The sequence below is a fragment of the Achromobacter pestifer genome (assembly GCF_902859625.1).
GTDB lineage: Bacteria > Pseudomonadota > Gammaproteobacteria > Burkholderiales > Burkholderiaceae_B > Achromobacter > Achromobacter pestifer.
This window is the reverse complement of sequence record NZ_CADIJX010000011.1, coordinates 67,981-89,667: the sequence shown is the minus strand read 5'-3', so window position 1 is coordinate 89,667 and position 21,687 is coordinate 67,981. Positions and strand designations below refer to the sequence as shown.

General features: G+C 64.1%; 18 protein-coding genes. 13 read left to right on the top strand and 5 right to left on the bottom strand.

Annotated features, from left to right (window positions below):
• Window positions 1-17: 17 nt before the first annotated feature.
• Entirely contained in the window at window positions 18-746 is a 729-nt protein-coding gene (gene recX, locus HV753_RS27510; protein WP_175177740.1) for a recombination regulator RecX, read from the top strand.
• Between the two features lie 54 nt (window positions 747-800).
• Here recX and HV753_RS27505 read toward each other — a convergent pair whose 3' ends face one another.
• Entirely contained in the window at window positions 801-1,718 is a 918-nt protein-coding gene (locus HV753_RS27505) for a LysR family transcriptional regulator (RefSeq protein WP_175177739.1), read from the bottom strand.
• Window positions 1,719-1,917: 199 nt separating this feature from the next.
• Between HV753_RS27505 and metE the strand changes: the two genes are divergently transcribed.
• The 12 genes from metE (at window position 1,918) to ppa (ending at window position 18,341) form a co-directional block, all read left to right on the top strand.
• The gene (gene metE, locus HV753_RS27500; protein ID WP_175177738.1) at window positions 1,918-4,215 is read left to right on the top strand and encodes a 5-methyltetrahydropteroyltriglutamate--homocysteine S-methyltransferase; all 2,298 of its coding nucleotides are present in this window, start codon (window positions 1,918-1,920) and stop codon (window positions 4,213-4,215) included.
• A 166-nt stretch (window positions 4,216-4,381) separates the two neighbouring features.
• A complete protein-coding gene (locus HV753_RS27495; protein WP_175177737.1) occupies window positions 4,382-8,356 on the top strand; it encodes a Pls/PosA family non-ribosomal peptide synthetase in 3,975 nt (1,324 codons plus the stop codon).
• Between the two features lie 136 nt (window positions 8,357-8,492).
• The gene (locus HV753_RS27490) at window positions 8,493-9,095 is read left to right on the top strand and encodes a DUF2889 domain-containing protein (RefSeq protein ID WP_175177736.1); all 603 of its coding nucleotides are present in this window, start codon (window positions 8,493-8,495) and stop codon (window positions 9,093-9,095) included.
• Between the two features lie 10 nt (window positions 9,096-9,105).
• Entirely contained in the window at window positions 9,106-10,266 is a 1,161-nt protein-coding gene (gene sucC / locus HV753_RS27485; protein ID WP_175177735.1) for an ADP-forming succinate--CoA ligase subunit beta, read from the top strand.
• Between the two features lie 103 nt (window positions 10,267-10,369).
• Window positions 10,370-11,251 carry a succinate--CoA ligase subunit alpha gene (gene sucD, locus HV753_RS27480; protein WP_175177734.1) on the top strand — a complete coding sequence of 294 codons (882 nt, stop codon included), beginning with the start codon at window positions 10,370-10,372 and terminating at the stop codon, window positions 11,249-11,251.
• 283 nt (window positions 11,252-11,534) lie between these two features.
• Window positions 11,535-12,233 carry a TerC family protein gene (locus HV753_RS27475; RefSeq protein WP_175177733.1) on the top strand — a complete coding sequence of 233 codons (699 nt, stop codon included), beginning with the start codon at window positions 11,535-11,537 and terminating at the stop codon, window positions 12,231-12,233.
• A gap of 112 nt (window positions 12,234-12,345) precedes the next feature.
• Window positions 12,346-13,062 (top strand): TerC family protein, encoded by a 717-nt coding sequence (locus tag HV753_RS27470; protein WP_175177732.1) that lies wholly within the window; start codon window positions 12,346-12,348, stop codon window positions 13,060-13,062.
• 118 nt (window positions 13,063-13,180) lie between these two features.
• Complete coding sequence (gene hemC / locus HV753_RS27465; RefSeq protein ID WP_175177731.1) at window positions 13,181-14,128, top strand: hydroxymethylbilane synthase; 948 nt, start codon at window positions 13,181-13,183, stop codon at window positions 14,126-14,128.
• A complete protein-coding gene (locus tag HV753_RS27460) occupies window positions 14,128-14,928 on the top strand; it encodes a uroporphyrinogen-III synthase (protein ID WP_175177730.1) in 801 nt (266 codons plus the stop codon). The genes hemC and HV753_RS27460 overlap by 1 nt, the downstream gene beginning before the upstream one ends.
• Before the next feature lie 37 nt (window positions 14,929-14,965).
• On the top strand, window positions 14,966-16,159 hold the full coding sequence (locus HV753_RS27455) for a uroporphyrinogen-III C-methyltransferase (RefSeq protein WP_175177729.1): 1,194 nt from the start codon (window positions 14,966-14,968) through the stop codon (window positions 16,157-16,159).
• Between the two features lie 5 nt (window positions 16,160-16,164).
• Complete coding sequence (locus HV753_RS27450; protein WP_175177728.1) at window positions 16,165-17,778, top strand: heme biosynthesis HemY N-terminal domain-containing protein; 1,614 nt, start codon at window positions 16,165-16,167, stop codon at window positions 17,776-17,778.
• Window positions 17,779-17,810: 32 nt separating this feature from the next.
• The gene (gene ppa / locus HV753_RS27445; protein ID WP_175177727.1) at window positions 17,811-18,341 is read left to right on the top strand and encodes an inorganic diphosphatase; all 531 of its coding nucleotides are present in this window, start codon (window positions 17,811-17,813) and stop codon (window positions 18,339-18,341) included.
• On the opposite strand, the gene HV753_RS27440 is transcribed toward ppa, so the two are convergent.
• From HV753_RS27440 to HV753_RS27425, 4 genes are all read right to left on the bottom strand, one after another.
• The gene (locus tag HV753_RS27440; protein ID WP_175177726.1) at window positions 18,342-19,178 is read right to left on the bottom strand and encodes an IclR family transcriptional regulator; all 837 of its coding nucleotides are present in this window, start codon (window positions 19,176-19,178) and stop codon (window positions 18,342-18,344) included. It lies immediately after the preceding gene.
• Between the two features lie 14 nt (window positions 19,179-19,192).
• On the bottom strand, window positions 19,193-19,954 hold the full coding sequence (locus HV753_RS27435) for an SDR family NAD(P)-dependent oxidoreductase (RefSeq protein ID WP_175177725.1): 762 nt from the start codon (window positions 19,952-19,954) through the stop codon (window positions 19,193-19,195).
• Window positions 19,954-21,165, bottom strand: coding sequence for an ABC transporter substrate-binding protein (locus HV753_RS27430; RefSeq protein ID WP_175177724.1), 1,212 nt, complete (start codon window positions 21,163-21,165; stop codon window positions 19,954-19,956). Before HV753_RS27430 ends, HV753_RS27435 begins: the two co-directional genes overlap by 1 nt.
• A gap of 98 nt (window positions 21,166-21,263) precedes the next feature.
• Window positions 21,264-21,662: a cupin domain-containing protein gene (locus tag HV753_RS27425; protein WP_175177723.1), complete on the bottom strand. Its 399-nt coding sequence runs from the start codon at window positions 21,660-21,662 to the stop codon at window positions 21,264-21,266.
• Between the last annotated feature and the right edge of the window lie 25 nt (window positions 21,663-21,687).

Here is a 21,687-nt window from a genome sequence, read left to right as displayed (position 1 = left end):
TAGCAAGCAGGAAGCGCATGAGCTGGAAACCGACCCCCGCGTCAGCCGACCGTGTTCGCGCCAAGTTGGATGACGAATTTGAAACTGTCGCCAAACCCCAGGGTTTGCGGCGCAGTTCCGACGCGCGCCGCGAACAGGAAGCCGCTGCGCCCGCAACGCCAGCGGACCAATGGCAGCGCAGTTCGGAACAACGCAGTGCCACGGGGCGTGGCCGCCGAGCGGCAACGTCGCAGCGCGCGGACAAGGATGTTGAAGACGGCGTGGACGGCAGCACGCCCGCCCATGACAGCACTCAAGCGCGCAAAGGCCCTTCGCTGAAAATGCGCGCCGTGGGTTATTTGTCACGGCGCGAACACGCGCGCGAAGAACTGGCGCGCAAGCTATCCGCCTACGCCGAAGACGCGGCCGAGGTCGACGCGGTCTTGGATGTGCTGGAAAAGGAAGGCTGGCTTTCCACCGAGCGTTTTGCGCAAAGCCTGGTGCACCGCCGGGCATCCCGCCAGGGCGCGGCGCGCATCGTGCAGGAATTGCGCCAACATGGCGTGGATGACAACCAGGTGGCCGAACTGCGCGACCAGTTGCGTGCCACCGAATACGAACGCGCGCTGGAAGTCTGGAAGAAGCGCTTTGACGCAAAGCCTGAAGACCGTGCGGTCTACGCCAAGCAGGCCCGCTTCCTGGCCAGCCGCGGATTCGCGCACGACGTGATCCGCCGCATCTTGGGCGATGGCGGCGACGAAGACTGAAAAGCTGGCGTTGGCGCTGTTGGAACGAAGCCGCCTGAGAGGGCGGCTTTGTTTTTACTTTGCCGACTTGATTCCCGACAGCGTCTTGAAGCAAACGTCCCGCGTGATGTTCAGGAACTCGTCGATATACGAGGCGTCCGTGTCCTCGCTGCGCACCGTGGCATACAGGGTGCGCCACACCCCCTGCGGACCCAACCGGCATAACCGCAGCCAACCCTGGTTCATGTATTCCGTCAGCGCCCAGTTCGGCAGCGCCGCCACGCCGCGGTTGCTGGCCACCAGTTGCGCGATGATGGGAGTGAGTTCCGCCTTGCGGACGGCGGCGGGTTCCACCTCGGCGGGATCCAGGAACGCGGTGAAGATGTCCAGGCGCTGCTTGTCCACCGGATAAGTGATCAGCGTCTGGTCGGCCAACTGGTCGGGCATGATGAATTTACTGCCGGCCAGCGGATTGGATTCCGACACGGCCAGAACCAACTCGTACTTGAATAGCGGCAGGTACTCGACCGCGTCCAGCGGCTGGGGGTCCGACGTGATGACCAGATCCAGGTCGCCGCGCACCAGGGCGGGTAGGGGGGCGAAGGAAAACGCCGCCGACAGATCCAGTGCCACGTCCGGCCATTGAATCCGGAAGGCATCCAGCGCCGGCATCAGCCATTGGAAGCAAGAGTGGCAATCAATGGCCAGATGCAGGCGGCCCGTGCGGCCCGCGGCTAGCCGTTGCAGGTCACGCTCGGTCGCGCGGATGCGGGGCAGCACCTCGTCCGCCAACGCCAGCACGCGCAAGCCGGCGGTGGTCAGCCGGGCTGGCCGGGTACGGCGGTTGAGCAGCGGCGTGCCCAAGCGGGTTTCCAAGTCGCGCAATTGGTGCGACAGGGCGGATTGTGTCAGGTGCAGGCGTTCGGCGGCTTCTTGCAGGCTGCCCCCTTCGCGGATGGCGGTCAGCGTTTCAAGATGGCGGATTTCTAGCATGGCTGCTGTCGGATGGGGGGCGTGAGGAAGTGGCGCCAGGGCGGCGCCGGATGCTGGCACCGGACCCATGGGGGCGGAATGTACTTATATTGTATGAGGGTTTCTCATCTTATGGATGGTCACATTGATTTTGATTCATATAGCTTTGCCCGCACAATAACCGTCACTTGAGAAAATTTTGTCTAACGGCGGTGTTGTCATGACTATTGTTCATAATTTGGGGTTTCCCCGCATCGGCGCCCAGCGCGAACTGAAGCGCGCCGTTGAAGCCTATTGGGCCGGCAAACAAACCGCTGAAGCGCTTGAGGAAATCGGCCGCGAACTGCGTGCCAGGCATTGGAAGCTGCAAGCCTCGGCTGGCGTGAAGTTCGTGCCGGTGGGCGACTTCGCCTGGTACGACCAGATCCTGGAATGGAGCACGCTGTTGGGCGCCGTGCCGGCTCGTTTCGGCCAGCAGGACGCTGAACCGGTGTCGTTGGACACGTTGTTCCGCATGGGGCGCGGCCGCGCGCCAACGGGCAAGCCTGCCGCTGCCTGCGAAATGACCAAGTGGTTCGACACCAACTATCACTACATCGTGCCGGAACTGGCGCCTGGCCAGACGTTCCGCATCGCGCGCGAATCGCTGTTTGATCAGATTCACGAAGCGCAAGCGCTGGGCCACATCGTCAAGCCCGTGATTCCGGGCCCGCTGACCTGGCTGTACCAGGGCAAGGGCGACGCCTTTGCCGGCGGCGCCGCCGATGAAGGCAAGCTGCAATTGCTGGCCGCGTTGCTACCGGTCTACCAGGAAGTGCTGGCCCGCTTTGCCAAGCTGGGCGTGGAATGGGTGCAGATCGATGAACCCATTCTGGTGCTGGACTTGCCGAACGCCTGGCGCGATGCCTTCAGGCAGGTGTATGCCACGCTGGCCGGCAGCCCCGTCAAGCTGCTGATCGCCACGTACTTCGACGGTCTGAAAGACAATCTGGCCACTGCCCAAGCCTTGCCGGTTGCCGGCCTGCATGTGGACCTGAGCCGCGCGCCAGAGCAACTGGCGGAGGTCGTGGCTGGCCTGCGCGCCGACCAGGTGTTGTCGGCGGGGGTGATCAACGGCCGCAATATCTGGCGTACCGACCTGGACGCCGCCATCGCGACGCTGACGCCCATCAAGCAACAATTGGGCGACCGCCTGTGGTTGGCGCCGTCGTGCTCGTTGCTGCATGTGCCTGTTGATCTGGCCAACGAAGCGGAACTGGATGCCGAGCTGAAGAGCTGGTTGTCCTTCGCCGCACAGAAGCTGGACGAGCTGAACTTGCTGGGCCGCGCGTTGGATACCCCCACGGAATCCACGGTGCAGGAAGGCCTGATCAAGCAGCGTGCTGCTTTGGCCGCGCGCCGCTCGTCCGCCCGTATCCACAATCCGGTGGTGGGCCGGCGCATGTCCGGCGCGGCCAGCGTCTCGCGCGACCGTGCGCCGTTTGCCGGCCGCATTGCCCGCCAGCAAGCGCAATTGGGCCTGCCCGCCTATCCGACGACCACGATCGGCTCGTTCCCGCAGACGGCTGAAATCCGCGCGCTGCGCCGCGACTGGAAGGCGGGGGCATTGACGGACTCGGGCTACGAGACCGCCATCCGCAAGGAGATCGAAGAAGTCATCCGCTTCCAGGAAAAGGTGGGGCTGGACGTGCTGGTGCACGGCGAACCCGAGCGCAATGACATGGTGGAATATTTCGGCGAACTGCTCGCCGGCTTTGCCTTCACCAAGAACGGCTGGGTGCAAAGCTACGGTTCGCGTTGCGTCAAGCCGCCGATCATTTTCGGCGACGTGGCCCGCGCCGCGCCGATGACGGTGGGTTGGTCGTCCTATGCACAGTCGCTGACGGACAAGCCCGTCAAGGGCATGTTGACCGGCCCGGTCACCATCCTGCAATGGTCGTTCGTGCGCGATGATCAGCCGCGGGAGCAGACCTGCCGCCAACTGGCGCTGGCGTTGCGCGACGAAGTGGTTGACCTGGAAACCGCTGGCATCCGCGTCATTCAGATTGATGAGCCCGCCATCCGCGAAGGCCTGCCGCTGCGCCGCGCCGACTGGGAGGCGTACCTGGATTGGGCGGTGGACTGCTTCCGCCTGTCGACTGCCGGCGTGCGTGATGAAACGCAGATCCATACCCATATGTGCTATTCGGAATTCAACGACATCATCGAATCGATCGCCGCGATGGACGCGGACGTGATCACGATCGAAACCTCGCGCTCCAACATGGACCTGCTCAAGGCGTTCGAGGATTTCGACTACCCGAACGACATCGGCCCTGGCGTGTACGACATTCACTCGCCGAACGTGCCCGAGGTGGACTGGATGGTCGGCCTGATGGAAAAGGCGGCTGCCCGCCTGCCCAAGGAACGGCTGTGGGTGAATCCTGACTGCGGTCTGAAGACGCGCGCCTGGCCAGAAACCGAAGCTGCGCTGATCGGCATGGTGCAAGCGGCCCGCGCGTTGCGCCAATCGGCTTAAGTCCAGGTCTGTTCGCACCGGCCCTTGAGCCGGGACTGACGATGAAAACCCCTGGTTTGTGCAGGTGACGCACAAACCAGGGGTTTTTTTCAACCAGTGCTTGAACGAATTTCCGCCGCATGGGTCAATAAGCAAAAATCCTCACAGCTGGATTGTTGCCTTTCTTATGATTCTTCAAGGCCCCTATCGGCCGGATCTGCTGACCGCGGAAACGCTGCCCGATATTCTGGAAGCCACGATCCTGCGGCATCCCGCCGCCGTCGCCATTCATTGGCTGGATCAAACCCTAACCTACGACGCACTGGGCCAACGCGCCGATCTGGCCGCGCACCATCTGATCGAGGCCGGCGTGCGGCCCGGGCAGATCGTGGGCCTGTGCCTGCCGCGTGGTGCCGACCTGCTGGTGATGCAGGCGGCCATCGCCAAGGCCGGCGCGGCCTGGCTGCCGTTTGAATCCGACACGCCGCCCGACCGCATGCTGGTCTGCCTGCAAGACGCGGGCGCCAACGGATTGATCGCGGGCGCCGATGTGCGTCTTGACGGCATGTCGACATGGACGACGTGGGCGCTTTCGGTGCCGGTGGACGGCAATTTGCGCAAGCGGGAAGGGCTGCTGCCCGAGCATCCCGCCTATGTGATCTACACGTCCGGCTCGACGGGCAAGCCCAAGGGGGTGCCGATCAGCCAAGGCGGCATCTGCCACTTTCTGCGCAGTGAAAACGACGTGCTGGGCGTGCGCCACGGCGACAAGGTCTACCAGGGTTTCTCGGTGGCTTTCGACATGTCGTTCGAGGAAATCTGGATCAGTTATCTGGTCGGCGCAAGCCTGTGGGTGGCGCCCAAGATGTTGACGACCGATCCCGAAGCGCTGCCCGACGCGCTGGTGCGTGAAGGCGTCACCGTGCTGCACGCGGTGCCGACGCTGCTGGCGCTGTTCGCGCACGACGTGCCGGGGCTGCGTATCGTGAACCTGGGCGGCGAAGTGTGCCCCGACTTTCTTGTGCCGCGCTGGGCCACGCCGGGTCGGCGTCTGTTCAATACCTATGGTCCGACGGAAACGACCGTGTCGGCCAGTTTGGCTGAGTTGCTGCCCGGCCAACCGGTGACGATCGGCACGCCGTTGCCCAACTACGGCATGCTGATCCGTGGTGACGATGGCGCGGTGCTGCCGCAAGGGCAAGTGGGCGAATTGTGCATCACCGGCCCCGGTGTGGCGGACGGCTATCTTGGGCGTCCCGAGTTGACCGCCGAGAAGTTCCTTGCCAATCCCAGGCCCAGCGGCGATCACGACACGCGCATGTATCGCAGTGGCGACTTGGCGCGCATTGACGAACATGGGCAGATCCAATGCCTGGGCCGCAGCGACGATCAGGTCAAGGTGCGGGGTTTCCGGGTTGAACTGGGTGAAATCGAAGCGGCGCTTTATCGACAACCTGGCGTGGGCGCAGCGGCGGTGGTGCTGCGCGATCTGGGAGGCATCGATCAACTGGTGGCCTTCCTGAAACCCGAGGGCGCGGCGCGGCTGGACCTGCACGCCTTGCGCGCCGCCCTGGCGCAGGACCTGCCGGCCTATATGATTCCGGCCCGCTTTGAGCGCGTGGCCGAGGTGCCGCGCCTGACGTCGGGAAAAATCGACCGCAAGACGCTCAAGGCGCGCGAACTGGAAACCGTGTCCGAGCCCAGCGGCGAAGATGACGAGCCCGTCACGCCGGGTGAACTGGCGCTATTCGATGCGCTGCGCCCTTTGTTCCCCGGGCAGCCCTTGCGCCTGGCCAGCGATTTCTTCCGCGACCTTGGGGGCCATTCCCTGCTGGCCGCGCGTCTGGTCTCGTCGTTGCGCAAGCATCCTCAGTTCTCGGCATTGACCATGCACGAGCTGTATCAGCACCCCGTCCTGGGGACGCTGGCGGCGCGGCTGGATGCGCTGGCGACGGCCGGGGCGGCGTCGCCGGCAATCGATAACGCGATCGGCGGCGTTACCGGGCACGCGCCTGAATGGAAGCGCTGGACTTGCGGCCTGGCCCAGTTGGCCGCGCTGCCGCTGCTGATCGGCGTGCGCATGCTGATCTGGTTGACGCCGTTCTTCACCTATCACTATTGGACGGGCGACGAGGGCGATTCCGTTTGGCGTGCCGTGGCGCTGTCCATCGCCAGCTATCTGGCCTGCAATCTGCTGAGCTTCGGCGTGGCGGTGGCCTGTAAGTGGGGCATCCTGGGCCGGCTCAAGCCGGGGCGTTATCCGCTGTATGGCTGGCGCTTTTATCGCTGGTGGCTGGTGGACCGGGTGATGGACATTCCGCCCGCGCACTTGCTGGCGGGCTCGCCGTTGCAGGTCTGGTACTTGCGGGCGCTGGGCGCGCGTATTGGCCGCGATGCCGCAATCAGCCGCATTTCCGTGCGCGCGCCGGACCTGCTGACCGTGGGCGACGGCGTCAGCATCGGCGCTGCCGTCAACCTGGAGAACTTCGCCGTGCGGGGCGGCATCTGGGAAGTGGCGCCGATCACGCTGGCGGACAACGCCTACGTGGGGTCATACGCGGTGTTGCAGGGCGATGTCTCGATGGGCGAGGGCGCGCGGCTGGACGGTTTGTCGTCGCTGGCATCCGGCACGCGCGTGCCGGCGGGCCAGGTCTGGACGGGGGCGCCGGCGCGGCATGATCCGCTTGCGCGTGCTCCGGAATTGCCGCCGCGCCCCGAGCGCGAAGGGCGCTTGCGCCGGATGGATGTGCTGGCCTATGCCATGGGCGGCACGCTGATCGCGGCCTTGTTCTTCATGCCGGTCTTTCCCAGCTTCGTGCTGATCGACTGGATCGACGCGCGCTGGCTGGACTTGATGGGCGACCGCCTGCCCTGGCCCTACGCCTTCCTGAGCTATCTGCTGCTGGCGCTGCCTGCCAGTGCCTTGCTGCTGTTGCTGACGGTGCTGGTGTCCGCGATGCTGCGTTGGGCGCTTCTGCCCCGACTGTCTGGCGGCCGCTGGCCAGTCTATGGGCAGATTTATCTACGCCGTTGGCTGACCAACCAGATCCAGGAGTCCAGCCTGAGCGTGCTGCATGGCCTCTATGCCTCGATCTACGCCGGCACGTGGTATCGGCTGCTGGGTGCGAAGGTCGGGCGGGGCACCGAGATCTCCACCGCCATGGGCATCGTGCCCGACATGCTGACCCTGGGGCGCGACAGCTTCATCGCCGACGGCGTCATGTTGGGCGACGAGGAAATCGACCGTGGATGGATGACGATGCGTCCCACCGTCATCGGCAACCGCAGCTTCGTTGGCAATGGCGCCTATGTGCCGGATGGCTCGGTGCTGCCCGACGATGTGCTGATCGGCGTGCAGAGCCGGGCGCCGGCAAACGGCCGCATGGCCAGCGGCCAGACCTGGTTGGGCAATCCGCCGCTGGCCTTGCCCGCCCGCGAGCAGACGGCGGGTTTTCCGGCGCACCTGACCTTCCGCCCCAGCTTGGGCCGCAAGATCGCGCGCGGCGCGGTCGAAGGCATGCGCATGATCTTGCCGCTGGCGGTCGTGATCGCGGTGGGCTACCTGACGGTCATGAAGATCATTCCAATCGCGGCGGCCGACGGCTTCCTGGGCGCCTTTGACGAACTGATGCTGGCAGGCGTGCTGTACGGCATTGGCACGTTCCTGTTCCTGGTGTTGTTGAAGTGGGGGCTGGTGGGCCGCTATCGGCCGCGTGCCGAGCCGATGTGGACGCCCTTCGTCTGGAAGAGCGAAGCCGTGACCAGCTTGTACGAGTCGATTGCGGTGCCCAATTTTTTCAATTTCCTGCGAGCCACCCCCTGGCTGCCCCTGGCGCTGCGCTGCATGGGCGCCCGGATCGGCAAGCGCGTGTTCATGGATACCACCGACATGACCGAGTACGACTGCGTTTCCATCGGCGATGACGTCGTGCTTCACGCCTGGTCCGGGCCGCAGACCCATCTGTTCGAGGATCGGGTCATGAAGATCGGTCCCGTCCGCATCGGCAAGGGTGTCAATGTGGGGCCGCGCTGCACAATCCTGTACGACACCCACGTCGAGGACCACGCCCTTCTAGGGCCGCTGACCCTGGTCCTGAAGGGCGAGGCCATTCCGGCCGGACAGGCCTGGATGGGCAGCCCGGCCACGCCATGGGCGCGCTGAGGAACCTCCGCCGCGTTGCGTCCCCCAATGGGCGGACGCTGGCGGGGCGGTTGAATCCTCGCTGCCTGCGCTATACTTTGAAGGTTTTGTTGCCGCGCACCATGCGCAGGCCATCTTCGCCCCGCAGGCCCCCAGCATGCCCTTGCCACCGCCGGATTACCCTCGCCAACCGCTGCATACACGTTCCATACGTGTGCAGTCGTATGCGCGCGAGGATGGCAACTGGGATCTGGAAGCCGAGCTGATCGACGTCAAGGCGTACGATTTTCCCAAGAGCGACGGCAAGATGTTCAAGGCCGGGCAGCCCATCCACCATATGCATCTGCGCATCACCATCGACGAGAATTTCTTGATCGTGGCGGCGCAGGCTGTCTATGACGCCGCCCCGTACGGCGGTCATTGCATGGCAATCGAGCCGGCTTACACTGATCTGGTTGGCATGAATCTGCTTAAGGGATTCCGCCGCCAGGTCAAAGAGCGGTTCGGGCATGTGGAAGGCTGTACGCACATGACGGAACTGTCGCAGGTGCTTCCCACCGCGGCGGTCCAGACCATGGCTAACCGCCGGCGGCAGGAAACCAACCCGAACCGGCGTCCATTTCAATTGGATGGCTGTCATGCGCTCAGCACTGGCGGCCCGGTGGTGGCTGAGCACTATCCCAAGTGGTACACCGGGGGTAGCGCTGAGGCATCGGCCGATTCGTCCTCCGATTCACCTTCTCTTTCTCATACGTCCTGACAGGTAACACATGAAAATCCACGAGTATCAAGGCAAGGAACTGCTGAAGCAATTTGGCGTCCCCGTGCCGCGCGGGATCCCCGCCCTTTCCGTCGACGAAGCCGTGGCTGCCGCTGAAAAGCTGGGTGGACCGGTTTGGGTCGTCAAGGCACAAATCCACGCGGGTGGCCGCGGCAAGGGCGGCGGCGTCAAGCTGGCGCGCTCGCTGGACGACGTCCGCAAGCTGGCCTCGGAAATCCTGGGCATGCAGCTGATCACGCACCAGACTGGCCCGGAAGGCCAGAAGGTTCGTCGCCTGTACATCGAAGACGGCGCCGACATCCAGAAGGAATACTACGTGTCGCTGGTCACTGACCGCGCCACGCAAAAGGTTGCCTTCATCGCTTCCAGCGAAGGCGGCATGGACATCGAGGAAGTGGCTCACTCCACTCCCGAAAAGATCATCACCGAATACATCGACCCGCTGACCGGCCTGTCCGCCGAGCAAGCCACCAAGATCGCCAACGCGATCGGCCTGCCCGCCGACTCGACCGCCCAAGCCGTGGACGTGTTCCAGAAGCTCTACACGTGCTACATGGACACCGACGCTTCGCTGGTCGAAATCAACCCGCTGAACCGCGACAGCAAGGGCAACATCATCGCCCTGGACGCCAAGTTCAACTTTGACCCGAACGCGCTGTTCCGTCACCCGGAACTGGTTGCCTACCGCGATCTGGACGAAGAAGATCCCGCTGAAATCGAAGCCAGCAAGTTCGATCTGGCCTACATCCAGCTCGACGGCAACATCGGCTGCCTGGTGAACGGCGCCGGTCTGGCCATGGCCACGATGGACACCATCAAGCTGTTCGGCGGCGAGCCGGCCAACTTCCTGGACGTCGGCGGCGGTGCCACGGCCGAGAAGGTCACGGAAGCATTCAAGATCATGCTCGCCAACAAGAGCGTGAAGGCCATTCTGGTCAACATCTTTGGCGGCATCATGCGCTGCGACGTTATCGCCGAAGGCGTTATCGCTGCTTGCAAGGCCGTCAACCTGAACGTGCCGCTGGTCGTCCGCATGAAGGGCACCAACGAAGAACTCGGCAAGAAGATGCTGGCCGACTCGGGTCTGCCGATCATCAGCGCCGACACGATGGCCGAAGCGGCCACCCGCGTCGTAGCCGCCGTCAAGTAAATATGCCCCCTCGCCGCGCCCCTTAGTGGCTTGCTGCCCCCCATGGGGGCGCTTTCCACCTTGGGACGGCCCGGCGGTAAAAGAAATTGCCAAGGATTCACAAATGTCGATTCTGATCAACAAGGACACCAAAGTCATCACCCAGGGCATCACGGGCAAGACGGGCCAGTTCCACACCCGTATGTGCCGTGAGTACGCCAATGGTAAAGCCGCCTTCGTGGCTGGCGTGAACCCCAAGAAGGCGGGTGAAGACTTTGAAGGCGTGCCGATTTTCGCTTCGGTGAAAGACGCCAAGGCTGACACCGGCGCGACCGTGTCCGTCATTTACGTGCCGCCGGCTGGTGCCGCTGCTGCCATCTGGGAAGCCGTCGAGGCCGAACTGGATCTGGTGATCTGCATCACCGAAGGCATCCCCGTCCGTGACATGCTGCAACTCAAGAACCGCATGAAGGACAAGGGCAGCAAGACCCTGCTGCTGGGCCCGAACTGCCCCGGCCTGATCACGCCTGACGAAATCAAGATCGGCATCATGCCCGGTCACATCCACCGCAAGGGCCGCATCGGCATCGTCAGCCGTTCGGGCACCCTGACGTACGAAGCCGTGGCGCAAGTCACCGAGCTGGGCCTGGGTCAATCCAGCGCCGTCGGCATCGGTGGCGATCCCATCAACGGCCTGAAGCACGTTGACGTGCTCAAGCTGTTCAATGACGATCCCGACACCGACGCCGTCATCATGATCGGCGAAATCGGCGGCCCGGATGAAGTCAACGCTGCTGAGTGGGCCAAGGACAACATGAAGAAGCCGGTCGTCGGCTTCATCGCTGGTGTCACGGCTCCTGCCGGCAAGCGCATGGGCCACGCTGGCGCCCTGATCTCCGGTGGCGCCGACACGGCTGATGCCAAGCTGGAAGTCATGGAAGCTTGCGGCATCCGCACGACGCGCAACCCCTCCGAAATGGGCAAGCTGCTCAAGTCGGTGCTGTAAGTCTTCAGCATTGCGTGTAGGAAAGCCCGCTTCGGCGGGCTTTTTTTTGTCCGATCGCCGGGGTTCCAGCTGCAAATTTCAGGGTTTTCCTAGGGAAATCCCGTGTCCATATCGCGGTCGCCAAAACATACGGAAAGCTGAACGAAACTATAATGAAAGAAATTTCGCACGTACCCTGCAAGAATGCCGTCGGGCTCGCACCAAGACGGTCAGTACGGCTTTCGTTTTTTTTCATCCATTAATTTGGTTTGTCCTAGGGGGATCACACCTAGGAAAGAGAGGCATGGAACTCAGTTCAGCGGCATTCTGGATAGCGTTGCTCCAGATCATTTGGGTCAATATCCTGCTGTCAGGCGACAACGCCGTGGTGATTGCGCTGGCGGCGCGTTCGTTGCCTCCGGCGCAACAGAAGAAAGCGATCACGATCGGCTCTGCCGCCGCGATCATCATGCGTATCGTGCTGACCCTGGTGGCGGCCAAGTTGCTGTTGCTGCCGTGGCTCAAGCTGATCGGCGCGCTGCTTCTGGTCTACATTGGCGTGACGTTGCTGTTGCCGGAAGGCGATGAAGACGGCGCGGGCAAGACACAAGGCAATCTGTTGACCGCGATTCGCACTATCATGATTGCCGATTTGGTCATGAGCCTGGACAACGTGGTGGCGGTTGCCGCCGCCGCGATGGGCGACACGACATTGCTGGTATTGGGCCTGGCCATCAGCATCCCCCTGGTCATCTTCGGCAGCACGCTGCTCCTGAAGGTCATCGAGCGTTTCCCGGTCATTGTCTGGGTGGGGGCGGCGCTGTTGGGCTTCATCGCTGGCGAATTGCTGGTGGGGGATCCCGCCTTGCAGGAACCGGTGGCGCGACTTGAACCGGCGTTGGGCGTCACGCATCACAGCTTCGAACTGATGACGGGCGTGTTGGGCGCGTTGTTGGTGCTGGCGATTGGTAAAGTTTTGCTGATGCGTCAGAAAGCTGACTGAAAGCTGAATTACAATAATTAGTTGTTCTGAATGATCCTGCCGTGCGCGGCGCGGCAGGATGGCCGGCTCGGGACCGGCCTTTCTTTTCATAAATGCCTTCGGGGGTTCTATAGTGCTTGAGTTTTTCCAGACGCTGAGTTGGGCAGCGGTATTCCAGATCATCCTAATCGACATCCTGCTCGGCGGCGATAACGCCGTCGTGATCGCGCTGGCGTGTCGCAACCTGGCACCCAAGCAGCGCATGCAGGGCATCCTTTGGGGTACCGCGGGCGCCATCATTCTGCGTGTCGTGCTGATCGCTTTCGCACTGACGCTCCTGTCGATCCCATTCTTGAAGGTCGTGGGCGGTCTGTTGCTCGTCTGGATCGGCGTCAAGCTCCTGGTTCCCGAAGACGATGCCCATGGCAATGTGAAGGGGGGAACCTCTATCGCCGCCGCCATCAAGACCATCATCATTGCGGACTTCGTGATGAGCCTGGACAACGTGATCGCGATTGCCGGCGCGGCTCAAAATGCCCACGCCGACCACCAAATCGGCCTGGTTGCCTTTGGTCTGATCGTCAGTGTGCCAATCATCATCTGGGGCAGCACGCTGGTTCTCAAGCTGATCGACAAGTACCCGCTGGTGATTACGCTGGGCGCGGCGCTGTTGGGCTGGATCGCTGGTGGCATGCTGATTACGGACGTGGTTGTCGAACGTCAATTCGGTGTTCAGCCCACTACGGTTAAAATTGCCGCTGAAATTATTGGCGCCTTGCTCGTTGTTGTCCTTGGACGGTGGCTGGCAAGCCGCAAAACCGCTTCCAAGGAATCCCATGAGTCTGCGTAGATCCGTTGATCCCCAGCAATCCGAATCGGGCCTGAGCCTCCTTCAGGGCCTTTTCGTGCTGGCCATCCTCGGGGTAGTTGCGACGGTCATCGTCTCCAATTTCGTTTGATGACCTCACGTGTCTCTACCGCAACGCCTGGTCATTGCGACCCGCGCCAGCCGGCTTGCCTTGTGGCAAGCCGAGCATGTGCGCGATCGGCTGCGCACGCTGTACCCGGCGTGCGCGGTTGAACTCCTTACCCTGACGACCCGAGGCGACCAGATCCTCGACCGCACCCTGTCCAAGGTGGGCGGCAAAGGTCTGTTCGTCAAGGAACTCGAAAACGCGCTGCTCGACGGGCGTGCCGATCTTGCCGTGCACTCTTTGAAAGACGTGCCGGTGGATCTGCAAGCCCCGTTCGAGCTATGCGCCGTCCTGGATCGCGCGGATCCGCGCGATGCTTTCGTGTCCAACCGTTACACCACGCTGGCAGACCTGCCGGCGGGCGCGGTCGTGGGCACGTCCAGCCTGCGTCGCGAATCCCAGATTCGCGCACGCTATCCGGCGCTCACGGTCAAGCCGTTGCGCGGTAACCTGGATACGCGCCTGGGCAAGCTGGACAAGGGCGAATACGACGCCATCGTCCTGGCCGCCGCCGGGCTGGAGCGTCTGGGCCTGGGCGGGCGCATCAGCAGCCTGCTGGACCCCGCCGACAGCCTGCCGGCTGCGGGGCAGGGTGCGCTGGGCATCGAAATTCGCAATGACCGCGACGACATGCGCGCCTGGCTGGCACCGCTGATCAGTGCCGCCACGACGTCTTGCGTGCTGGCGGAACGGGCGGTGTCCCGCAAGCTGGGCGGTTCCTGTCAGGTGCCGCTGGCGGCATTTGCCGAGATCTCGGGCGATACCGTGTCGCTGCGCGCGCTGGTGGCGTCGACCGATGGCACGCGCATGGTCCATGCGACCCGTAGCGGCCCGGCTGCCGACGCCGAAGCGCTTGGCAACGCCATCGCGCAGGAGTTGCTGGACGCCGGCGCCGCCGCCATCCTCCAGGAACTGCTGCAAGACGACGCCAGGCCAGACTGATGTCCACGCCACCGCGAGTCGCTGTCCTGACGCGGCCCGCGGGCCGCAACGAGGCGCTGGCCGGCCGTCTGACCGACGCCGGCTGGTCGGCCTGCATGCTTCCTGCGCTTGAAATCCATCCCCTGGACGTTGCCGCCGCGGACTTGCCGCGGCCGGCGGACTTCGACATGGTCGTGTTCGTCAGTGGCAATGCGGGCAAGCAATACCTGGATCAATTGGCTCGTGTCGATGGCCAATCGGCTTGGCCGGCTGAGGTGATCGCCGCCACCGTTGGGCCGGCCAGCGCCCAGGGCCTGCGCGAATCGGCCGGCTTTGGCATGAATACAACAGTCCTGCATCCCGGCGACGATGCGCCCAGCCATGACTCCGAGGCCCTGTGGGACGTGCTTTGTGGCCTGTCCCGGCTCCCGCCTCGTGTGCTGCTGGTGCGCGGCACGCAGGGCAGGGACTGGCTGAGCGACCGGCTTGAGGCGCACGGGGTGGCCGTTACGCGCCATGCCGCCTATCAGCGCTGTCCCGCTAATTGGGACGCGGCGCAACTGGCCGTGCTGCGGCACTGGGCGGACAGCGGTGTCAGCGCCACCTGGCTCATCACCAGCGGTGAAGGCGCGGACGCCGTGCGCGCCCACCTGGACGCCGCAGGCCTGGCCTCCTGGTGGGAACGCTGCCATTTCGTGCTGACGCATCCCTCATTGGCCCGGCGCGTGCCATCGGGCTGTCATGGCGCCGCTTCCCCAGCAATGGTAAAAATCTGCTTGCCCAACGACGAGTCGATTTTCCAGGCTTTTGTTGCTGCTTGATTCGTTGCATCGGACAGACACCGAATACAATCGCGTCATGACAGACAAGACTCCCGCTACCGATCCGGTCGTTAACTCGGCCGCCCCGGGCGCAAGCGCGCCCGCATCGGCCCCGGCCGATTCCGTCAAGGCCCGTCCGGCCAAGCGCGGCAGTGGCCCGTTGGTCACCGCCCTGATAATCGTCATTCTGCTGGCCGTGGGCCTGGGTTATGCCCTGTGGAAGCAGCGCACGCAGTTCGTGTCCGCCGGACGCGAGGTGGCGTCGCGCATTGACACGCTGAGCGCCGACGTGGCGCAAGCCCGCAAGGACACGCGCGAAGCCCTGGCCCTGGCGCAAGCCCAGGCCGGCCGCGTGGGCGAGCTTGAAGACACCGTGCGCGAAACGCAAAGCCAATACAACGCGCTGCAATTGGCCTGGCAGAACTTCAACGACAGCGCCAGCGACGAACTGCTGGCCAACGACATTGAACGCCTGCTGACCATCGCCAACCAGCAATTGCGCCTGGCTGGCAATGTGTCCAATGCCATCGTGGCGCTGGAAACCGCGCAATCGCGTCTGGCACGCGCCGACCGTCCGCGCTTCTCCAGCTTGCAGCAGGCGATCAACGGCGACCTGGACCGCCTGCGCGCCGTCTCCACCGTGGACATCCCCGCCCAATCCGCCCGTATCGAGCGTCTGGTGTCGCTGGTCGGCAAGGCTCCCTTGCTGGTGCCCGATGCCGTCGCCCCGGGCGTGGCAGCGGCTGGCGAAAGCCGGCCCGCCGTGGCGCCCGCACCCGTGGTCGATCCTCAGGCGGGCTTGCCCGCCGACGCGCCGTGGTGGCAGCGCTGGCGCGCGGAAGTGGTCTCGTGGCCCGGCCGCGCCGGTTCCGCGCTGGCGCACGAACTGGGTGGCCTCATCACCATCCAGCGCGTGGATGAACCCGCCGCTTTGCTGCTGTCGCCCGAACAGGCCGACCAGGTGCGCGGTACGTTGCGTCAGCGCCTGCTGACCGTCCAGCTGGCCATGCTGATGCGTCAGCCCGCCGTCTGGAAGAGCGAGCTCGACAATGTCGGCGTCACGCTGGCCAAGTACTTCGACAACCGTTCCCCCGATACCGTCGCCGCCCAGACGCTGGCGCGCGAACTGGCGCAGACCGACATCGCCGTGCGCATGCCGGACGTGGCCGACAGCTTGAATGCGGTGGCCGCTTTGCGGGCGGCGGGTTTCAAGACTAGCGAGCAGGACTGAGCCTTATGCGTACCTGGTTCTGGACTCTGCTGCTTGCCGTTGTCGCCGTCGCCCTGGCGGTGGTGCTGCGGTCCCATTCCGGCAATGTGCTGTTGCTGGTCTGGCCATGGCGCATCGGGATGTCGCTCACGCTGGCCGTCCTGCTGATCGTCGCGGCCTTCATCGTGCTGTACGTCGGCCTGCGCCTGCTGGCGTGGCTGCTGGCCATTCCGGATCGCGTCCGGGTGTGGCGCGGCAAGCGCGCCCAGGCGCGCGACCACGAATTGCTGGAGCGTGGCTGGATCGGCCTGCTGGAAGGCCGTTTTACCCATGCCGAGAAGGATCTGACCAAGCTGCTCGAGCAGACCAAGGTCCAAAGCCGCCGTGTGCTGGCGGCGTTGTCCGCCGCACGCGCTGCACACGGCCTGGGTGAATTCGACCGCCGTGACCGTCTGCTGGCGACCGCGCAGGAACACGCTGGCACCGACCCGGGCCTGGTGGAAGCCACCGCGACGGTCTCGGCAGACATGCTGCTGGACCAAGGGCGTCCCGAGCGTGCACTGGCCGTGCTTGCGCCGTTGGCAGATGGCGGCGCCCGCCACCTGCACACCATGCGTTTGCTGTTGCGCGCGCATACGGCCCTGCATCACGACGAACAGGTCTTTACGCTGGCTCGTGGCTTGGTGCGCCGCAATGCGCTGGCTCGCAACGAAGCCGATCTGCTGATCGACGCTTCGGGCGCGGCGCGCTTGCGCGCTGGCGCTGGCAGCGATGCCTGGCGTGCCATCTGGAAAGACCTGAAGGCTGAAGAGCGCCTGTTGCCCGACATCGCCTTGGCTGGCGCGGCTGCGTTTGACGCGGCGGGCGAAGCCAACGAAGCGGCTCGCGTGCTGGAAGCCGCTGTCGCGGTGAAATTCAACCCGACCCTGGTGGCGGCATATGCCCGTTGCGAAGCCGAGCAAGTCTCGCGCCGCCTGGCTCGCGCCGAGACCTGGCTGCAACAGCGTCCCACCGACCCTGACCTGCTGACCGCGTTGGGCATGCTGTGCCTGAACGGCCAGTTGTGGGGGCAGGCCGAACGCTATCTGCTGCGCAGCCTGAGCCGCCGCAGCGATGCGCGGACGCACGCGCTGCTGGGCAGTCTTTACGATCGCCTGGAACGTCCCGCCGATGCCGTGCGCCACTGGCGCCTGGCTACGGCGGCCAGCATGGCGTTGCCGGTGCTGGCAGCCGATGCGGCGTTGCCGGCCGCGGATACGGGTTCCGATCCTTATCGCGTGGACGCTGAAGGCGGCTACGCCGTGGATCCGTCCGACGCGGATAACGACGCTGATCTTGGCGGCGATTATCCAGCGTTGCCGCCGTCGGTCGCGGCGTCTGCCGCGGACTACGTGCTGGACCCGGATGCGCGCGTCAGCAAGGACCAGCGCGACCGCGCGCTGGCGCCGGAAGATGCGCCGCTGGCCGGTGGCACGTCTGACATCGACGAGTACTTCGACAGCGCCCCGATTCCTGCGGCGGCTTTCGACGAGCCCGTGCCTACGTATTCGCCGGTACCCCCTGCCAGCCCGAAGCCCGCGCCTGCCGCGGTGCCGGTGCCGGCCACCAAGCCGCCGTTCAAGGACGACGGCTCGCTTTGAACATTTCTTCAGACAAACAACAAGGTTGAATCATGAGTCTTGATCGCGTCTCCCCTGGCAAGAAGCTGCCGGAAGACTTCAACGTCATCATCGAAATCTCCATGAACGCCGACCCGGTGAAGTACGAGGTCGACAAAGAGACGGGTGCGATTTTCGTTGATCGCTTCATGCTGACGGCCATGCACTATCCGTGCAACTACGGCTACATTCCCCAAACCCTGTCCGATGACGGCGACCCCGCCGACGTGCTGGTGCTGACCCCGTTCCCGATCCAGATCGGCGCCGTCGTGCGCTGCCGCGCCATTGGCGTGCTGGAAATGGACGATGAATCGGGTGGCGATGCCAAGCTGTTGGCCGTGCCGATTGAAAAGCTGTACCCCCCGTACCGCAACATCAAGTCCTACGAAGATCTGCCGACCGAAGACGTCGCTCGCATCCAGCACTTCTTCGAGCACTACAAGGACCTGGAAAAGGGCAAGTGGGTCAAGGTCAAGGGCTGGAAGGGCGTGGACGCCGCTCACGAAGAAATCGTGAACAGCGTCGAACGCTACAACAAGGCCTGATCAGGCTTTGGGCCGCGCCGGTGTTGCACCGGCGGGCGCCCTGATGCGGCGCGGCCGCGACGGCATGATGCCGATCGCCGCCGCGCCGTTGCTTTGTGGGGCCTGTAGATTCTGGGACACTTCGGCCGCCGCCACCTGGATGCGCGCTTGCAGGATGTCCAGGCGTTCAGGCGATGTATGCGCTTCGGCCGCGATGAACACCAGGCTGCCCACCACCTTTTGCTCGGGGCTGAAAATTGCCGCGCCGATCCCCATCAGGCCGCGGTCGACCTCGCCATGCGAGACGCACACGCCCGCTGTGCGCAGCCGTTTCAGGTTCGCCCGGAAAGCATCCCAGTCCTCGCCCAGCCCCGCTTCGCGAATCTCGGCCGCGTGCCACAGCATCAGGTTGCGCAACTGGTAGGGCGGCAGATTGGCCAGGATGGGCTTGGCGGTGGCGCCACGAAACATCGGGAAAGGGCGGCCCCGGGCGTAGCTGGATTCGATGGAGTTGTCCGTCCAGTAGCGGTCCACGCAAAGCACCTTGTCACCGTAGTAGCTGCACAGCATCAGGTTGGCGTGCAGTTCATCGCCGGTAGCGCGCATGACGTCGCGGGCCGCTCGCATCAGCGGGTCGTGCTGGCGCAGGTGCCTGTCCAGTTCGATGATGCGGGAACCCAGCACATAGGCGCCGCCGGCGGTGGGCGCCAGCAGGCCGCTTTCAGTCAGCGATTTGAGATACCGGTAGGCCGTCGCGCGCGAGCATTCCAGATGCGCCATGATGTCTTCCTGGAACGCTGCGGTGGTGCCGTCGCGAAACAGGTCGAGGATGGACAGCATGCGATCGGGAGTGCTCATTGCTTCTGGGATGCCTAGTGAATGTGGAAGCCGCCATTGACGTCGACCACGATGCCGGTTGAATAAGAGGACAGGTCCGAAGCCAGGAATAAAATGGCTTTCGCGACGTCGGCGGGCGAGCCGAAGCGTTGCAGCGGAATGCCCTGTTTGAGTTGTTGTTCCCAATTTTCGCCGAATTTGCCAAGTGTCATATCGGTTTCGATAATGCCCGGCGCCACGCAGTTGGCGCGCACGCCCTGTGGTCCCAGTTCACGCGCCAGCGCTTTGGTGAAACTGATGACCCCGCCCTTGGACGCGGCGTAGTGCGATCCGCCAAGCAGTCCGCCGCCGCGCAAGGCGGCCGTGGAACCCAGGTTCACGATGGCCGGCCCTTGCTTGCTGGCCAACAAGGCCGGCAGCGCCGCGTGCGTGACGTTGTAGGTGCCGGTCAGGTTCACCTCGATCATGCGGCGGAATTCGTCTTCGGCCAAGTCCCCGATGCGGGTGGCGGCGACGATCCCCGCGTTGTTGACCAGGATATCGATGCCGCCCATGGCCTGCGCCGCGCGCCCCAGGGCGGCCTCGCAGGATGCGGTCTGCGACACGTCGCAATGCAAGTCCAGGCGGCCCCGCGCAAGCTCGATGCCTGCGTCATCGGGGTAGGCGTGATCCAGGACCGCGACGCTGGCGCCTTGCGCCAGGAACAGGTCAACGACGGCCGCGCCGATGCCACGGGGGTTGGCGCCCCCCGTGACAACGGCACGCTTGCCGGCCAGCAGGCCAAGCGCGCCGCCCATCACGACTTCACCAGTGAGCAGCCGCCGTCCTTCAGCGGGCGGAAGGCTTGTTCGGCAGGGATCTTGCGCACCAGGTTGTAGTAGTCCCAATCGCGCTTGGACTCGGAAGGCTTCTTGACCTGGAACAGATACAGATCGCGCATGACGCGGCCATCTTCGCGGATGCGGCCGTTTTCGGTCATGAAGTCATTGATCGGGGTCTCGTGCATCTTCTTGAGCACGGCTTCGGAGCCGTCGGTGCCGGCGGCCTTGACGGCGTTCAGATAGTGCATGGCGGCACTGTAATTGCTGGCCTGCACCATCGACGGCATGCGGCCGGTGCGCTTGAAGTAGCGTTCAGACCACTGACGTGCCTTGTCGTCCTGATCCCAGTAGAAGGGCTCGACCAGGTTCAAGCCCTGCGCATATTCCAGCCCGACGCTGCGCACGTCCACGATGCTCATGAAGAGCGCGGCGACGCGCTGCTTGCTGCCCATGATGCCGAATTCAAACGCCTGCTTGATGCTGTTGATTGTGTCGCCGCTGCCGTTGGCCAGGCCGATCACCTGTGCCTTGGAGGCTTGCGCCTGCAACAGGAAAGACGAGAAGTCCGAACTGGCGATCGGATGACGCACGCTGCCGACCACCGTCCCGCCCTTGGCCTTCACCACCGCCATCGCGTCACGTTCCAGCGAATGGCCGAAGGCGTAGTCGGAGGTGATGAAGAACCAGCTTTTTCCGCCGTCCTCCATCACGCCGTTGGCCACGCCGGTGGCGTAGGCATAGGTGTCGTAGGTCCAGTGCATGCCGTTGGGCGAGCAGGCTTTGCCCGTCAGGTCCGCCGACCCTGCGCTGGTGAAGATCACGACGCGCTTCATTTGCCGGGTCAGGTCCTGCACCGCCAGCGCGATGGCCGAATTGGGCACGTCCAGGATCAGATCCACCTTGTCGTTCTCGTACCAGCGGCGGGCAATCGATACGCCGATGTCGACCTTGTTCTGGTGGTCGGCCGAGATCACTTCGATGGGCTTGCCCAGCACGGTGCCGCCGAAATCCTCGACGGCCATCTTGACCGCTTCCACGCCGAACTTGCCGGACAGGTCGGCCATCATGCCGGACTGGTCGCCCAGCACGCCGATCTTCACGACATCGTCCGACACCTGAGCCTGGGCGGACAGGGACAGGGTGCCCAGCACGCAGGCGGCAAGGCTGTTCTTGATTCGGGTCTTCATGGGGTTGTCTCCTCGGGGGCTTGGTTCTGTGCGCGCCGCCCTGTGTCGGACGGTCATGCGGGGTATTGATGGCTCGGGGTATCGCTCTGGCTATCGGCCTATTCCAGCGTCTGGCCGGCGTAGGCGTCGATAAACAGATTGGGTTTCAGGAAGAAGCTCAGCACCAGTGCGCCGTTGGGCGCGCGCGCCACATGCTGATTGCCGCGCGGACGCCAAACGTAATCACCCGCGCACACCTCGCCTTCGGCATCCACGATGGATCCCTCCAGCACAAAGGTCTGCTCGACTTCCACATGCTCATGCAGCGGCAGTTCGGTGCCGGGCTGCCAGCGGAACAGGGCGGTGAGCAAGCCCGACTCCTTGTCCTGCATCAGCACCTTCATCTCGATGCCTTCCACCTGGGTGGGTTTCCAGGGCAAATCAGCGACTTTCAAGAAGCGCGATGCCAGCGGCGGCAGCGCATTGGCCGCAGGGCAGCCGGGGGTTTCGAGGGCCATGATTGTCTCCTAGCCGTAACTCGTT

What these genes read in the sequence shown, in the direction of transcription:
- sucD (WP_175177734.1), top strand. Translation starts at nt 10,370, where the DNA reads ATGTCGATTCTGATCAACAAGGACACCAAAGTCATCACCCAGGGCATC.
- HV753_RS27495 (WP_175177737.1), top strand. Translation starts at nt 4,382, where the DNA reads ATGATTCTTCAAGGCCCCTATCGGCCGGATCTGCTGACCGCGGAAACG.
- HV753_RS27460 (WP_175177730.1), top strand. Translation starts at nt 14,128, where the DNA reads ATGTCCACGCCACCGCGAGTCGCTGTCCTGACGCGGCCCGCGGGCCGC.
- HV753_RS27435 (WP_175177725.1), bottom strand. Translation starts at nt 19,954, where the DNA reads ATGGGCGGCGCGCTTGGCCTGCTGGCCGGCAAGCGTGCCGTTGTCACG.
- metE (WP_175177738.1), top strand. Translation starts at nt 1,918, where the DNA reads ATGACTATTGTTCATAATTTGGGGTTTCCCCGCATCGGCGCCCAGCGC.
- HV753_RS27450 (WP_175177728.1), top strand. Translation starts at nt 16,165, where the DNA reads ATGCGTACCTGGTTCTGGACTCTGCTGCTTGCCGTTGTCGCCGTCGCC.
- HV753_RS27430 (WP_175177724.1), bottom strand. Translation starts at nt 21,165, where the DNA reads ATGAAGACCCGAATCAAGAACAGCCTTGCCGCCTGCGTGCTGGGCACC.
- HV753_RS27505 (WP_175177739.1), bottom strand. Translation starts at nt 1,718, where the DNA reads ATGCTAGAAATCCGCCATCTTGAAACGCTGACCGCCATCCGCGAAGGG.
- HV753_RS27455 (WP_175177729.1), top strand. Translation starts at nt 14,966, where the DNA reads ATGACAGACAAGACTCCCGCTACCGATCCGGTCGTTAACTCGGCCGCC.
- HV753_RS27440 (WP_175177726.1), bottom strand. Translation starts at nt 19,178, where the DNA reads ATGAGCACTCCCGATCGCATGCTGTCCATCCTCGACCTGTTTCGCGAC.
- sucC (WP_175177735.1), top strand. Translation starts at nt 9,106, where the DNA reads ATGAAAATCCACGAGTATCAAGGCAAGGAACTGCTGAAGCAATTTGGC.
- recX (WP_175177740.1), top strand. Translation starts at nt 18, where the DNA reads ATGAGCTGGAAACCGACCCCCGCGTCAGCCGACCGTGTTCGCGCCAAG.
- HV753_RS27475 (WP_175177733.1), top strand. Translation starts at nt 11,535, where the DNA reads ATGGAACTCAGTTCAGCGGCATTCTGGATAGCGTTGCTCCAGATCATT.
- ppa (WP_175177727.1), top strand. Translation starts at nt 17,811, where the DNA reads ATGAGTCTTGATCGCGTCTCCCCTGGCAAGAAGCTGCCGGAAGACTTC.
- HV753_RS27425 (WP_175177723.1), bottom strand. Translation starts at nt 21,662, where the DNA reads ATGGCCCTCGAAACCCCCGGCTGCCCTGCGGCCAATGCGCTGCCGCCG.
- HV753_RS27490 (WP_175177736.1), top strand. Translation starts at nt 8,493, where the DNA reads ATGCCCTTGCCACCGCCGGATTACCCTCGCCAACCGCTGCATACACGT.